This is a genomic window from Flavobacterium sp. KMS (assembly GCF_000813005.1).
Taxonomy (GTDB): domain Bacteria; phylum Bacteroidota; class Bacteroidia; order Flavobacteriales; family Flavobacteriaceae; genus Flavobacterium.
In genome coordinates, this window is the sequence record NZ_JSYP01000014.1 from 201,070 (window position 1) to 217,205 (window position 16,136).

Annotated in this window: 5 protein-coding genes; all 5 read right to left on the minus strand. The window is 33.0% G+C overall.

Annotated elements, in window-relative coordinates; all coding sequences use genetic code 11:
• Nucleotides 1–2 precede the first annotated feature (2 nt).
• Nucleotides 3–10,718, minus strand: a complete 10,716-nt coding sequence (locus OA93_RS15530; protein ID WP_039114295.1) for a thrombospondin type 3 repeat-containing protein — start codon at nt 10,716–10,718, stop codon at nt 3–5.
• 38 nt (nt 10,719–10,756) lie between these two features.
• Nucleotides 10,757–11,452 carry a hypothetical protein gene (locus OA93_RS15535; RefSeq protein WP_039114296.1) on the minus strand — a complete coding sequence of 232 codons (696 nt, stop codon included), beginning with the start codon at nt 11,450–11,452 and terminating at the stop codon, nt 10,757–10,759.
• A gap of 3 nt (nt 11,453–11,455) precedes the next feature.
• The gene (locus OA93_RS15540; protein ID WP_039114297.1) at nt 11,456–13,711 is read right to left on the minus strand and encodes a vWA domain-containing protein; all 2,256 of its coding nucleotides are present in this window, start codon (nt 13,709–13,711) and stop codon (nt 11,456–11,458) included.
• A gap of 104 nt (nt 13,712–13,815) precedes the next feature.
• A complete protein-coding gene (locus tag OA93_RS24170) occupies nt 13,816–15,711 on the minus strand; it encodes a hypothetical protein (protein ID WP_052259467.1) in 1,896 nt (631 codons plus the stop codon).
• Nucleotides 15,712–15,815: 104 nt separating this feature from the next.
• Nucleotides 15,816–16,136, minus strand: a 321-nt coding sequence (locus tag OA93_RS15550) for an immunoglobulin domain-containing protein (protein WP_039114298.1), incomplete at its 5' end; no start/stop codon positions are given.

Sequence of the window (16,136 nt, forward strand, 5' to 3'; positions counted from 1 at the left end):
TATTACTTTTTAGCTGATTGCGATGAGCTTGAATTTTCGCTTGGAGCTGACCAATTATTAACGTTATTAATTTGTTCCACTTGAGCTTTTGAATTTAGCAATCTAAATTTAGCAACAGGAGCAGACACCTCTTTAATTATCTTTTCTGCAGTGTCCCTTATGTTCTTTGCTTCATTGCCATTACCGCCAAACAATACGATATTTGCAATGTCGGTCATATCTTTAACATTAACATTTTCTTTCTTTATGATACCTGTTTTGGTGGCAAATTCTAAATCCTCTAAAACTTGACCCACAATAGAATTATTAGAATTTAGGACTTTTCCGCTCCAGCTATCTGTTGTTTTCCATGAAAGCATTTGTTTATCAAGAGCCATTTTGTCATCAACCATAGCTTTAGTATCAACAAAGTCTTTTATTCCTTTGTAAAGATCATAAATCATAAATATCGCCATTGCTTGCCCTTTTGCCGGAATTGGTGTAGGCTCGTAGGTTTTTCCAAATGACGAACTGGAAACGAAATTTTTATTTCCAAATTTTTGTCTTCCATCAATTTGACCATTACCCTTATTGTATCTTACATCCTTATTCAGTTGATAATTGCTGTCTGTAAAAGTCCCGTCACTATTAGCACTTGAATTATCGAAATTATTATAACTTTCGGTTAATCCAAAGATATTTTTTGATGCTGCACCGCTAGTTGCAAATTTCACAGTAGCAAAACTTTCTCTATAAGTTTTTTGAAAATTATCGTTAAAGTTTTCCAGTTTTATTTGTAGTCTTCCAGATGTAAATTCTACCCTTGCTTCATGGAAGTTAAGATATTCCAATCCTTCTAATTCTACACCATCCATTACTCTATTTTCAGAAAAAGCAAAGGGTGAATTATGAGGGTATAGTTTTGTTAAAGGGTCTGGAGCAAAAAAGCGTCCAAGTCTCACATCAGCCATTCTATAAGCCATGTTTATAGAATTTCCTTCACCTTTGATTTCATCGTCCTTTTCCTGTCCTTGAAATCCGTAACGATGCTCATTACTACTACCATGTCTTGTTGGAACAAGCATACCGAAAGGAAAATAATCAGAATAACTAAGAACGTCTGGCATGAAATTATTTCCTCCTACCAATTTTCTATCACTTACAACGGCTAATACGTTTCCTAAATGGTTCGATAATTCATATTGCTTATCTCCTACAAAACGATAGGCTGTTGCTGGTGTACCCGGTACTGCTGTTTTTCCTTCCCCTTGAGCCAGACCTTCGCATACATCGCCTATACCGTTTTTGTTGGCATCTTCCTGTAATGGGTTGGCTATCGTAGGGCAATTATCGCATACATCGCCTATACCATCACCATCGGTATCTATTTGATCAAAGTTTGCAGTAAATTTACAATTATCGCAGGCATCACCTACACCGTCGCCGTCGCTATCAAGCTGGTCAAAGTTAGGGATATATTTGCAATTATCACAAGCGTCACCTACACCATCTTTATCATAGTCTTCTTGTAACGGGTTAAATACATACGGGCAATTGTCATTTATATCCAGTAAGCCATCACCATCGCTATCATCAGCTCTTTTTCCACAATAGCTTTGTGAAAAAATATCATTACTTAATGTCATCTTTTGCTCTGTTGTAGATATGGTCGTTGTCCCTTTTCCCTCATCAAAACCAAAATAATTCGTTTCAATATCCTCAAGTTCCTGACCATTATCTACCCTATAACTAAAATCACATATTTCGGCTAGTAATGCTTTATAGGTACTGCTATCACCAGGATGATTAGCAATGCTTATAGCACCAATTGAATTAGGTGGCAATACAATATCTAATATTTCATCATTTCCTCTCTTACCTGCAACACTTTGTTTGCCATTATATTGCTGGATTACAGTAGGCTGAGTTTTGTATTCATTTCCGTTTAGTGTTATGTTTACAATATAATCTTCTAAATTATAATTATATTCAATTAAAACTTTTAAATCCCATTCATCCTCAGTAATTTCAGGAGAAACAATTTCGTAATTAGTTAACGTTTGATAACTGTCAAAACCATAACGTGTCTTTCCATGATGCGTATCACGCTGATGATTTCTGTGATATTTGGTAAACGAAACCACAGGCTTAAAACCTTTCTCCGTTTTCTGGGCATGAACCATAACGGAACTTAAATAAGAAAAAGAACCGCGCTGAGGCCAATATTCTCCTTTTGTTTTTCCGTGCAATGCAGCAATAATACCAGTTTCTTTATTAGAAGAGTCAATTTTTAAATGCCCTGTCATGATAATCTTTTCTGTTCTTTGCTGATTATTTGTAAATAAATTAATCGCATTTTCAGGTTTTTCTCTCCAGGTTGCACTAGCATCTGTAGTCTTAAAATTTAAACCATATTGATCTTTTGTAGTTTCTGCAGTTCTTATTGCTACGGGTTGTGTGGCTGCCAAAATATTTCCTGAAGATCTAAGTGTCCTTTGCAACAAATCTGCTGTGATTTCTTTTCTTCCTCTTTCTACACCTAAACGGCTGCTACCATAAATATCCTGCTCTACAAGATAATACTTTGTTGATGTTCCTTGTTTTACCAGTTCATAAGTACTCAACACATTACCTTGCGCATCACGCTGGTAATAAGTAGTGGTACCATTGGTTCCATTGGTAACTGTTTTGGCTGTTCGATTGCCTAATCCATCATATTCAAAACTTATGATTGTACCATTGCCTTTGGTAACCGATTTTACTTTTCCATCTACACACCAATCTATTTTTAGTCCTTCTTGTTTATCGGTAATTAACTGTCCAATATCATCATATCCATAATTATCGGCAGTTTGATTATCAATATCAAGCGAGGTATCATTAGCATTTTTGGAATCATTGGTAAACACACCATTAGGCACAGCATCATTTACATGTCTTAATTTGTTTGTTCCTGGCTTATAATTATAAGTAAGCTGGTCCATAAGAGTAATAACTCCTGTAGGAAGAGGTGCCCAACGATTCAGTTTATCTAAGTTTCCGTTACGGTCATAGCTATAGTTAGAACGATATCCACTTGTAGGGCTATTGGTGCTTAAATTCTGGTTGTATGAAATAGATTGTGAGGTCATTTCCTTAATCCTGTTCAATTGATCGTATTTGTAATAATTAAACTGTGTTGCAATAGGTTGCTGTTGATTATCTAACAATGAGGTTACCATTTCTTTGATATTACCATTGTATAGGTTTAAATCCTGCTCTAATTTTGCTCCTTTGCTAAAGCTAAAAATAGTATTGTCCCTAGTATTAGATCGCGATTGGTAATCGCCTTTGTAATAGTTTAAAGCAAAACCAAAAGCATCCTGAGCTACATTTAATTCGTCTTTACCAGCATCGTATTGCGAACCTATTCTTTCGGAATTGACTCCTTTTAGCCAGCCTTGCAGGGTATAGATGTAGTCTAATCCTTGTACTTTTTTATCTCCAAGTTCTACACGTGCCAATGGGCCGTGGTCGTAATACAAATAATTAGCTTCTTTTTCCCAAATAACATTATCAGTACTGGTGTATACTTGCTGAATCCTATTATCGGCATCATATTCATAACGATGTATAAATTGATCTTTGGTACTCTCTGGCTGGTAGGTTACTTTATTTACATTCCCACTAATTAAATCATAGTCATAAACCACTTTCTTACGGTCTTGCTTAATTTTGTTTAACTCGGAGTTATTATTGGTATGATGTATTAACTCTTTTACGTTTCCGTGTACATCATAATCGTATACTATTGCATTACTGTATTTATCGTATGCTCTTATATCGTTTACTTCGGCTGTTAATTGATCATAATAAAGTACTGCTGTTACTCTTTTATGGTTATTATCATCTGCATAAGCTGTAAACCATTCTTTGGTATCTGCCATTGGAACATCATATACTGTTTTTGTAACCTGATCAAATAGTACTCCTTGATTATAAGGATACTTATCTGCAATAGCATCTACTGGTACTAGGGCATTGTTATTTGTAAAAACAAGTCTTCCGTTGTCATTAATTGTTAATGCTCCATTAGTTTTTACTTCAAATTGTCCTGCTTCGGTAATTCGTCCTAAGCCATCATAACGTGTATAACTAAAGAGTGGCTTAGTTTTTCTCTGATTTTCATTTTGAGAGGCTACAATTCTTCCTAATGCGTCGTATGCAAATCGGGTTATTCCTCCGTCGGGTGTTTTTTGCCATACCAATTGGTTTAGCGAGTTGTAACGGTATTGGGTTTTCATAGCATGATCTGGAGCTACAGCAACACCATTTACCAGTGTCAAATCGTCTTTTTCGGGCGTAGTTTCTCTTACCGTATTTATAGTTGCATCTGTTGTTGGAGCTAATCTTTTTACTCCTTCTGGCGGAACGGTCTGGATTAAATTTCCTGCCTGATCATAATAATATAAAGTATACTGATATTCTTTGTCTTGAGAACTTTGAGTTAACGTTTCGGTTAATCCTTCCAGAGATGCTTTAAGATAACGTTCTTTAAATTCTGCTTTTTTATTAGCATAAAAAGCGTGTTTAATTTCTTGCTTATTCGATTCTTTTACTGTATTTGCATATATTTCGCAAGGAGTTCTGGTTTCGGTTACAGGAACTTCCAGGCTAAATGTAGGTACAATGATTGCTGGGGCACATATTTTATTATTAATAACATATTGATCTGCAAATTGTGACCAGGTTGATAATTCCTCGGTTTTATTCGTTTTTTGTGCTGTTACATAAATGTTATATTGGTCGATAACCCCAGCAGTATCGGGATTACCGTATCTTAGTTTTGTGCTGCCAAACTCTGCGATTGTTATAAAAAGCGGGTTTTGCACTGTTGTTATTTGCAGTTTAGTTAAATAGGCTATATAATCGGTGCTGATATACCCAAAATTTGCTTCGCAGAAATAATTAGCATCTTTGCTTAAATTTTCAGGAATTTCATAATCTGGAACTATCGCCTTTACGCTTGTTTTAAACTCATTCCATTTATCTCCACAAATTATTGGAACGACTGTTGGTGGAATACAGAAGGTGTTGCAGTTTGTAAATGTTGGAATTACAGATAGTCGTGTACGTTTTAATAAACCACCATCTGATTTAATGTTATTTGTTATAACTCCATTAGAATCCCTAGTCATAGAAAAAATATTTGAATTGAAATTATTACTTTTCAATAGTTGATTTTTTACTGGATAATCATCGGAAAGGAATGAACAAAAATCATTACCAAAACCTGAACTTTCCGTTGACCAATTTATATTAGCAACTATGACTCTTTCAATGGTAATTAATTCGTTACTTAAATTTTTATATTTTATCCGAGCTCTGATGTAATCAATAAAATCTATAGAAATAATTTCCTGCACTAATGATAAATTTAATGCTAAGTGTATGCTTGATTCAATTTGGTTATTACTAAAGAAAATTAAATTCGTATTCCAATTAGCTACTTGACAATAAAACTTAGTCAGCTGTATGGGAGAATTAAAAGAATTTTGTTCAAAAGTAATATTATAATTCCTTAACACCTGAAAATGCTCAATTAATTTTGAATTATTTATAAATTCAAACATTTTATTTGCTTTTGAATTACCAAAAGAGTCTTGATCGATATTGAAATTTTTATTGGCTATTATTTCATTTAATGCATTCTTTAAACCTTGTTCATAAACAAATTCTTTATCGGGACTAGATATACATCCAACTATAGTTTGTTCAACAACTTCCCCACACAAATCCCCAACACCATCACCATCATAGTCCCACTCGCCACATTCATCACAACAGCTAAAATAAAGTGGTTTATTAGGGTTTCCCGAGGTGATTTTTGCAACTATTTGCCTATTTGCAAAAAATGCCCCTTTTTTTTCCGTAAGTTTTAACATATTATATTGGTCGTTTTGTAATTCGCCAATAACAATATTGCTAATAGGGTTTGTACCTAAAGAATAACCTGCAAGGTCTATAATAAGACGTTTATTGTCGTTTACTGTGATAGAAATTCCATCTGTATAATTTTTCCATTTTACAATGTCTCCTGGTTTAATACCAAAATAGGTATACAAATAATCTCCTGTAAAAATGGGATCAGTTGTTATATTTACATCATTGTTTCTAATTGTGCCGCCTGCCTGCAAATGGAATACCAGGTTTCTAAAGGCATTATTAAATTTTTCTTTTTTATCGCAGGGCGCAACTGCTAAATTGTCACACCCATTAATAGCAACTTTTGTAGTACCTTCGATAATTATTTCTTCTGGTGAGGTACAATTACCGTTTCCGCTTTTTCTTTTTATAATCGCCAAAATCTGGAATTTATATACATTATTAGTGGCATCATAGTCTGGCAAGGCATAAATATTTTTAAAAGCAATTATATCTTCCCATTGAGCAATTACTTTTGTACCACATGCATTTATATACTCCTTATTTACAAACCTCAGCTGTATAGGAGTTCCAATAGCATTGTTTCTATAGGTAAAGTCTATGTTCAGATTGCCCTGAGCATCCTTGGTTCCCTTTATCTTTGGTGTTTCACTTGCTGTTTCTAAATTAAACTCTGGATTTATATGAGCATCAAAAAGTTCTTTGGTTAAAAATGGCATACTCGTAGTTTTTAAACCATCAACCAATAATCCTTGACTTTGAATAGTTGGATCGACTAATCCGTTAAGGAAATTTTCCATGTCATTTGCTCTCGGACATTTACCTGTTTCACGATAGGTAGCAGTTTCTGTAAGTGTTTTTACGGCTGTCAAAACCTGCTCGTCAGTAAGTGCGGAGTCAAAGCTAAAATCGGCTGGAATAAACCTTTTTTCTTTATTTTGATAAAAAGACGAAGTCACATCTGAACATGCCTCTTCAATCCCAGTACTGGCAGGAGTTGTATTAGGTACCGCCGGAATTTGGGGTACTGTATTGATTAAGGCGGTAAGTCTTTCAAAATTATTTGGAGTAGCTACCGTGTACTTTTTAAATAGCGTAACAAAAGTATCTGAACTTTCAGGATTACCAATACAATCGTTATAATTGTTGTTTTTAGCGGCATAGACATGAGCAAAAACAGTTCGTGTTTTTTGTTTGAACGCAGTATAATTTGTTCTGAAATTGATCCATATTCTTTGTTTCATGTTTACATTACTCATGCTATTGATGTCCCTTAACAACCGGCTATTTGATTTGTCTATGAATTCTTCATAAGCAACCTCCGGCGTGATTCCATTAGAATAAACAGCAAAATAATAAGCTGCCTTTAACATGTTTAGCCTTTTGCCGTTTTTTAATTGCATACCATCAAAATTTTCATTTAAGGCTTCTTTCATTAAATCTTTACGAAGTCTATAATCACTTTCAGATTCAATATTACTGATGCTGTTTATAGAATTATAAAATGGGTCACTATCAGAGCCCTGAGCATCTACATTAATCAAATTTGCGATTATTCCATCTGATCCAAAGATGGTATTATCAATAACTTTCTGATTTTCTGAATCATAAAAATCAATATTGGCTAATTTTTCATCAAATCCGTCTGAGTTGTACCCGTCATCATTTAATTTATTGCAAAATGCACTGTTATAGATGTAATACTGATACTCAGGATGATAAGGCAATAATGCATTTGCCCAGCTTGGTCTCCACAGTTTGATAAAATCAGCTGTATAACGTAAATATTTAGGCTGTACTACAAATACCTCAGGATCATCACTCTCAGTATCTCTACTTACAATAGCATTTTCTATTAAACTTGGCTTGTAAATTCCTTCTCCTATAAGTTGTACTCTTATTGTTGATGGTGTTCCATCTTCTTCCTTATAAAATCCACCAAAAGGGTTTCTCCAGTTGTTATGAGGGACTTTTATTTCTTCGGTTTTATTTGTTTCTGGATTAGTCTCCGTAACTGTGGTATAACCACCATATAATAATTGATTGTTATCATTAAATAGACTTAGTGGATCTATTGTATTGGCTACTAGCTGGTTTTGGTTATCATTATCATCTTCTTCATCCTGAGTTTCTATTCCTTGTACCGAACCATATTGCCCATGAGGGCTTACATCTCCTAATAGCATATCCAGATTAAGATTACATACATTGATAGGCTGTTTGCATAATTCTCGACATCCTGCTAATAATCCTCTAAACTCATATTTAAAATCTGCTACTTTAGGAAGTATTACTTTTTGATTAATATCCGGATTAACAAATTGTAATCCGTTGTAAGTAAAAGAGGTTGACACAAAAAAAGCATTCAGGTTTTTAATAACATATTGATTTTCGGCTGAGATAATAAAAGGCTCTCTGGCAACTATATTCCCCAGAGCAGTCTCATCTGGTGAAAACTTTAACTTAAAAGCATCACACTCTGCTACAGTAAGATTATCACATACCAAAGATTCTTCACAACTTTTACATGTTACATTACAATCTTCTACTGTTATATCTGCTTCTAAATCTACTAAATCAGGTAAACATGTTTCGCTCTTTTTTAATTCGGTGATATAATCATCAGCATATTGGTTTAATGCTTCCAAATCTACACGAATATCTTTGCTTAATGGATACGTACCTACTTTTAAAAAATTATTTTGAAATTGTCCCTTATATTCTTTTTTTATTTTTAAAGGTACTGCACTAAAAGAGTTGGTATTAAATACTCCAATTTTTGAAGATAAGGCATCTGTTCCTGTAAGTAATTCATCGGCACAATCATTTTTCATACCTATAGACCAATTGTAAACAAATGGATATTGTTTCCCGTTTAAACAATCATCTGTATAAGATCCTACTAGTTTGTTTAAGGTATATTCAAATTTTATTTCGCCTTCTTTTATAACTGATACTGGCGTGTTTAATCGTACCCCATCTTCATAAACACCATTGTTACCAGATGCATATTTATCGTTGTTTGATAATAAATTCGTAGTTGTTGTTAAATGTAGCGTCGAATCTGTTTCATCATCCAGAGACAAAAGATTTTCTTTATTGTCACCCGCAAGAGCAGTTGCAATTGTTCTTCCTTGTGGGTCAAGGTAACTTACACTTGTTTGCCCATTAGGATCTATAACAATGTTCTTTTTATAACGTGAAAAATCACCCACTTTGTAACCAAAAAGTCTATTTAATTCTTCTTGTTTGGGTTGCCCATAAAAGTATTGCATTTCATGCCCTTTACCTATTTGATGATCTACTCCTACACCTCCTTTTCTTTTTATTCTTCCTGTATTATCCGGAGTATATTCTATTTGAGAAAAAGGAAATCCTTTGGCATTAGCAACCAAATCTTGGTAATTGCCTACTTGTAAATTATTTTCAGAGTAATATTTGCTTGCACCTGCAATATTTGACATGCTGGAAACATCTTCGGGAACACAATTTAAAACACTAGGGTTATCCCAATCAAAATCATTATGGGTGTAAGTAGTATTTTTCGAATTTAGATTTAAATTATTATAAAAACGAATACCAGAAGCTTCTACGGGGGTTGGTAAAACCTCGATAGCAGCCCTACCTTGATTGTCATAGATTACCTCACCAACTATAGCATTGTTATTTGAATTTATTTTGGTTACTGTTTGTCGATTACGAAGACTACCATCAAAATAACTTACTACTTCTTTTTTCTTTCCATCCTCTGCAAAAGAAGATTGGTACTGCCAGTTTTTCTTTCCTAATTCATGTTCCTGATTAATTTCGACTATATGAGGCCAGTCATTCATCATCTTAAATGAATCTGTAAGTCCTGAGGACCATGTTCCGTAAAAATTCTTGGTAATATCATCAAGGAATCTCCCTACAGGTCGTACTCTATAAACCAAATAACCATTGGAATATACTAGAGGAATTCTATAAATAGTGTCTTTTGTTTCAATTCTCGTATTGTTTAGCTTAAAATCTTGCTCTGTTAACGGAACTTCACTTGTGGCTAATTTGCCACCTTCTTTTTTGTAATTGTCAATCCATGTCCATTCAAGTTCATATTCTACAGCGGGTGCATTTTTATCTTTAGTCCAGTTAATAACCAATTCTTCGGCACCATCACTAACCTTGTAAACTTCTACTTCTTTTGTTCCGTTGTATTTTACTAATTTACGGGTAAGCGGAAACACCGATGTAAATTGAGTCGCACTCAACTGCATATTATAATAGCGATCTGTATTAAATTTTAGTTCTAAATAGGCCGAAGAATTCGATACTGCTATAATAGCATTATTAGCATCATAATATTTTATAGATTCAATTTTTACATCGGCTTTATGAATACCAGGTAATTGATATACGGCATAATCATCCAAACGAGCCCCTTTAGTTACATTGTCATGTTTTATTTTTAAGGTTACCAAAAAGGGATTAGGGTATGTTTTTTGTACATTTTTGTTATCCTTATAGGAAGTCAATACATTTCCTGAATTATCAAATGGTATTATCCTTAATGTAATTTCACTATAATATATACTGCTATACCCTAAATCAGACAATTTATCATTAAAACCAAAATGAATTGATACCACTGAATTTATCGAGGTAAACACATTTTGCTTATTTAAATCTGTAAATTTAGGATCAACAATACGCAATGTTGGTTGCCCATTTAATTGAGTTCCTTGTTTTTTATCTCCTAAAAACTCCTCTTGCTGACCGAATGTAAACAATGAAAAAAGTGTAAACACAAATGCTATTAAATACTTATTGATATACATAATATCTATCTTTTATTTTAATTTTTGAAAATGCTTCTTTAATTGATAATCTCATATTTTTTTAACCGTTCGGACAAAATGATTTGTTTTTTATCCGATTTTGTAAAATAAGTACCACTATTAAAAAAAGAAGCACTAACTGGATTTCTGCTATAATTAGTGTTGGTAACTTCTAGTCTTGGGTAATGGGAATCAGGTCTTCGATAATCTTTAGAGAAATTGACTGCTGTATTGTAATAAAAGATTTGTTTTTGTATAAAATAATTCTTTGTAATCTGTACTACAATTTTTGAGTAAGGAAGACTGGAATACGGTTTTGCAACCATCGTTATTTCCCAATAGGATTTATAGTCAAGGAATTTTTCAATGGTACACAAATCAAGTAAGGGTTTCATATCAAAATCTCCTAAATAATTAGACACAGGACTTAAGATTTGAATTGCTTTTTCCGAATGATTAATTTTAAGAAATACCTTTTTTGAATTTAGAATTTCGCTGTCTCCAATTTTCATATAAACCTCATTGAGCTCATTTTTATAAAATATACCATTATAACTTTCTTCGATTTTTTTGGAATCAGAATCTTTATACAAGGCATAACTTGTTTTATATTGTAAAGGCATTGCGGTAGTATATTGTTTTCCTAGCTTTTGAAAAACTTCACTTACGCTCTGGGTATGAGCCAAACAACAATTGAATATGGCCCATACGTATATTATTTTTTTGTAAAACATCTTTTAAGGATTTGTATTTATCATGCTGCCAGAGCGTGTTTCCTGAATTGTTTTGATTCCTTTTTCGGTTTCTTTCTTAACACGAACCAAACCTCCTTCATTATCATATTCATAAAAAGTACTGTAATTGTTTTCGTCCAACTCTGCCATTAGTTTGAATGTTTCGGGATCATAGACAAATGATTTCACGCTGCCTTGTAGCGGATGAATCCTGATATCATCAAAATACACTGGAATTCTAGGGCTATTGTTTTCTAATTGAATCCCAATTGTGATAGTTTTTTCGGGAATCTTGAATTTTTGTACAATACGCTGCCAACCATCAATAATGTTTCCAGCAGCTTTTACTGATAAGGAATCTATTCGGTGTGCAGGTATATCCAAAGCTTCTTTCCTATTATAAAAAATAATTTTAATTGCTGGATTTTCGTAAGTTTTAACTTGAGTTAATAACTCTTCTTTTACCCAGGCACTCAACATATATTCTTTACCTGGTTCGGGTTTAAATGAAAGACAGTCATCACAAAAGTTTTTCACCGAGGCAGTACCACATACTATTTTACTATCAGCTAGCTTATCAGATAAATAAGTCTCATCGGCTCCCAATAAATTAAAATCGGCATGCCCATAGTAAGTCCCTGTATTAAACTGATTGATATCTGATTTTGGAAATTGTGTATCCGGAAGATCAAATAAAAATTTCAACGATTTGGTAAGATGTGTTGTTACTGTATTTACAAGATTATTTTGGCTATTATTAGGATCTCCCGTAGGCGATGAAAATTTATTTATAAAAAAAGTTTCATCTACATAAAATCCATTTTCAATTCCTACAACGTATAAGTGTGGCAATTTAGGATCACTACCAGGAGCATTGTTGAATTTTTTCATGGTTTCTTTTAACTTCCCAACATCTGCAGTTTGGCAACCATCTGTTATCATGATAACTATATTTGGTTGCATAGAGTAGCTTAAAGCCGCTTCTAAACCACTTCTCCAATAATCTGAAGACGCACTAATTCCTGTTTTTCCATTTCTTTTGCCAAAAGTATCTATCCAGGTATTGAATCTATTTATACTCGCTGGAGTATTGGTTAATTTAGTTGGAGGTATAAAATCGGTTCGTGTATTTTCATCACTATCCGACATTCCTGTTAACGAAACATAAATATTAGACCCTATATTATCGTTTGTTTTTGCTTGTTGCAAAATGAATGCTTTTAATTGCTTTTTAATTTTATTAGCTGCACTTTGATTAATTGATCCCGATTCATCTACTACAATCGCAACATGAGATACGCATGATAATTCAGATACACAAAAGTCAATATTTCGTACATATCCATCTGAATTACTCGTACCGTTATTATAATTTATTATAGCAACATTTTTTGCAAGAGCATCTGTATATTTACTTAAATCAATATTTGCAATAGCCCCCGAAATAGATTTAGGTAGTTGAACATCTTTTCCTATAGCGGTTTCCGAAAATGAGAAGCTTATGGCACTACTAGTATTACTAAAATTATAAATCTTTCCTTTAGAATCTATTATATAAGGCGATAAAGCCGCTATTTCTTTATAAGCGTAGGTATTGGCATCAGTACCATTAGGAGTACTCACTAACTTATTAATTAATGAGAGAAACAAACGTTGTATTTCTGGTGCATATATATTGCTTTTAACACAAGAAACAACTGGGATACAACTCTCTACAATAATTTTTTCAGAAAATAAAGTTTCGCAATTTTCTGCACCTTCTACTATTAGTTTTATTTCATATTCCCCTTCTAATTCAGGTTTAAATGTATATAAACCAGTCGTATTTGTTTCTGTATGTACAATAACACCCAAAATGTTTGTACTGGTCCATGTATAATTTAGATTAGTAGACTTTGTTTCGAATGCAAAATTGATGGCTTCTTTAGCGCAATATTTATCAACGACTCTAATGAGGGTTTTAAATGTAGTTGTGCAACCATTAACATCAGTAACTAACAGACCGATACTATATTCTCCTGCATCAGTGAAAGTATAAGAATAAGAATCTATTTTATCCGATTCTTTTGTATCCATTATTTGCTCTTCACTATTTGTTACAGTCCAAACGTAGGTTAAGTCAGTTGCCGTAGTTTCAAACGAAAAAATGTAATCTTCTTTAGTATAAAATTTGTGCTCCTGTGCAAAAGAAGACAGTAAACCAAATAGTATACAAATAATGGAAGCCCAATATTTTTTTATTCTAAAATTGATTGTCATATTTATATATTATTTTTCATGCAACTTTGTCTATCAAAACAGCAGGTTGCATGTGTAGTACTCTATTATAGTTTTACTATTTTTAATTGTAATTACATCAGTAATTATTTAACAACTTTAATTATTCCCACTACTGATTTACAAGGTGCTGTAGTTAATGTAATTGGCGCTCTCTTTAAAACCAGATAATCGATGGTCTCTTTATAATTGGAAAGTATTGGATGTCTTGCTTCGCAATAATAACTTCCAGCATCAGTCTGTATAATACTAGGAATAACAAATTGCCTTGAAGTAGCTCCAGGAACTATTTTACCGTTTTTAAACCATTGAAAAGTTTCTTCAGGCAAATACCTATTATCTTCATACATCTTCATTGTGATACTTGTTCCAATAGCACCATTTATTGTTTTAGCAACATCTACTACTTTTTGAATGTTATAAGTAAATTTAGTTCTGTTATTAAGAACAGGATATTGGGATTTTAAGTCGATGAACCTAAATTTATTACCATGCAGACCAAAATTTGCTGATAATCCAATATTGTCCAGATTTGGGATAGGTCCTTCTAATAGATTATATGATAAATTGAAAGCTGACGTAAGATTAGTTAACCGACTTATTTCTGGAGGGATAGAACCTGTAAACTGATTACCATGCAAAAAGAGTGAATTAAGTTTTGCTAGCTGGCCTATTGTAGGTGGAATAGTCCCATAAAATTTATTATTATTGTAAGCTAAGAAAGTTAGATTGCTTAATTTATGTATATCCTGCGGAATTATACCAGTTAATTGATTTTCTCCCACGTGTAAAGCTTGCAATTGTGACAACATATATATTTCTGGAGGTACCATACCTGTTAACTGATTTACAGAAACATACAACGTTTTTAGTTTTGCCAGATTTCCAAGTTCTTTGGGAATTTCTCCAGTAAGTTGGTTATAGTTTAATGAAAGAGTAATTAAGTTACTTAATAACCCTAATTCTTTTGGAATTGTTCCACTGAGTTTATTAGTATATAAATAGATTTCTTTCAAACTACCTAATTGCCCAATTCCTATGGGGATAGATCCTGTCAGTTGATTATAGTGTAAGAATAAGGAGGAAAGTTTTGAAAGTTTTGTAATTTCTGGAATTATATCACCTCCCAATTGGTTGTAACTTAAAGCTAACATTTCTAACCTCTCAAGTTGCCCAATTTCTGAAGGTATCTTACCAGTTAATTGATTGGTACCAAGATTTAAAGTTTGCAGTTCTTTAAGTTGTCCTATAACACTTGGAATTTCTCCTGTTAGTTTATTAACTCTTAAGTCTAAAATACGTAGTTTTTTAAGTTGTCCTAGTGCTGAGGGTATGTTACCCGTTAATTCATTTTGATTTAAATATAAAACTTCCAAATTTTCTAATTGCCCTATCTCCGGAAGAATAGTACCCGCAACTTTATTAACATTTACATTAAAATAAGTTAAATATTTTAATTGGTCAATTTGTGTAGGTAAGTATCCATTTAAGTTGTTATTTTCTAAATTTATATAAGTTAGATGTCCATTAGTTACAGAAAGTCCATACCATCCCGTAACCCCATTCCAAGAAGTAACAGGTTTACTAAAATCCCAACCTTGTTTATTCTTCCAGTTTGCTCCATTAGTACTATTGTATAGTGCTAAAAGTGCATCTTTTTCTAATGGTGTAATATCAATTACCACAGTGGCTCGTAATAGTTCAGTTTTTGAGTTTTGTGAAAGGTTCAGTTTTTGCAAAACTTCATCTTCATTTTTTTTTATAGATTGATATTCTAAGACATGTAATTCGCGTATTATTTTAAGCTCCCGACTAAGCTCTTCAGGATCATTAAGACCTCTTTGTTTTAATTCACTTACCACTCGCACAATATCAAAACCAATTTGCTGATCGCTATAATCTTGTGCAAAAGAAAATAATGAAACAAGCAACAGACAAAGCGTAAGTATCTTTCTTTTTATTATTCTAAAAATGTTTGTCATATTAAAATTATATGTTTTTTATGCAAGTAGACATAGGGTTTTATATCACCCTATAATTTACAGATAGTATTGATTTATTGATTACACCTACTTAAAGGCAATTTTTATCTAACAACTATAATTGTTCCAACTATTGGTGTACAGTTAATTACATTCAATGTTAATGGTTCTCTCTCTAGTACCAATGGAGACATATCAGGATTAGTCGTATGATATGCCTTGCAAGTATACACCCCTGAATCTGAAGCTTTTAAATTTGTAAGCATATATTGTCTCGAGGTTGCTCCTAATATTATAAAATTATTTTTATACCATTGGAATGTTTCGTCTGGAGTAAATCTGCCATCCTCATACATTGTTAGCGTAGTTGATCCGCCAATTGCTGATGTAATTGTATTTACAGTATCAGTTCTGGCTTGCGGAGA

What these genes read in the sequence shown, in the direction of transcription:
- OA93_RS15530 (WP_039114295.1), bottom strand. Translation starts at nt 10,718, where the DNA reads ATGTATATCAATAAGTATTTAATAGCATTTGTGTTTACACTTTTTTCA.
- OA93_RS15540 (WP_039114297.1), bottom strand. Translation starts at nt 13,711, where the DNA reads ATGACAATCAATTTTAGAATAAAAAAATATTGGGCTTCCATTATTTGT.
- OA93_RS24170 (WP_052259467.1), bottom strand. Translation starts at nt 15,711, where the DNA reads ATGACAAACATTTTTAGAATAATAAAAAGAAAGATACTTACGCTTTGT.
- OA93_RS15535 (WP_039114296.1), bottom strand. Translation starts at nt 11,452, where the DNA reads ATGTTTTACAAAAAAATAATATACGTATGGGCCATATTCAATTGTTGT.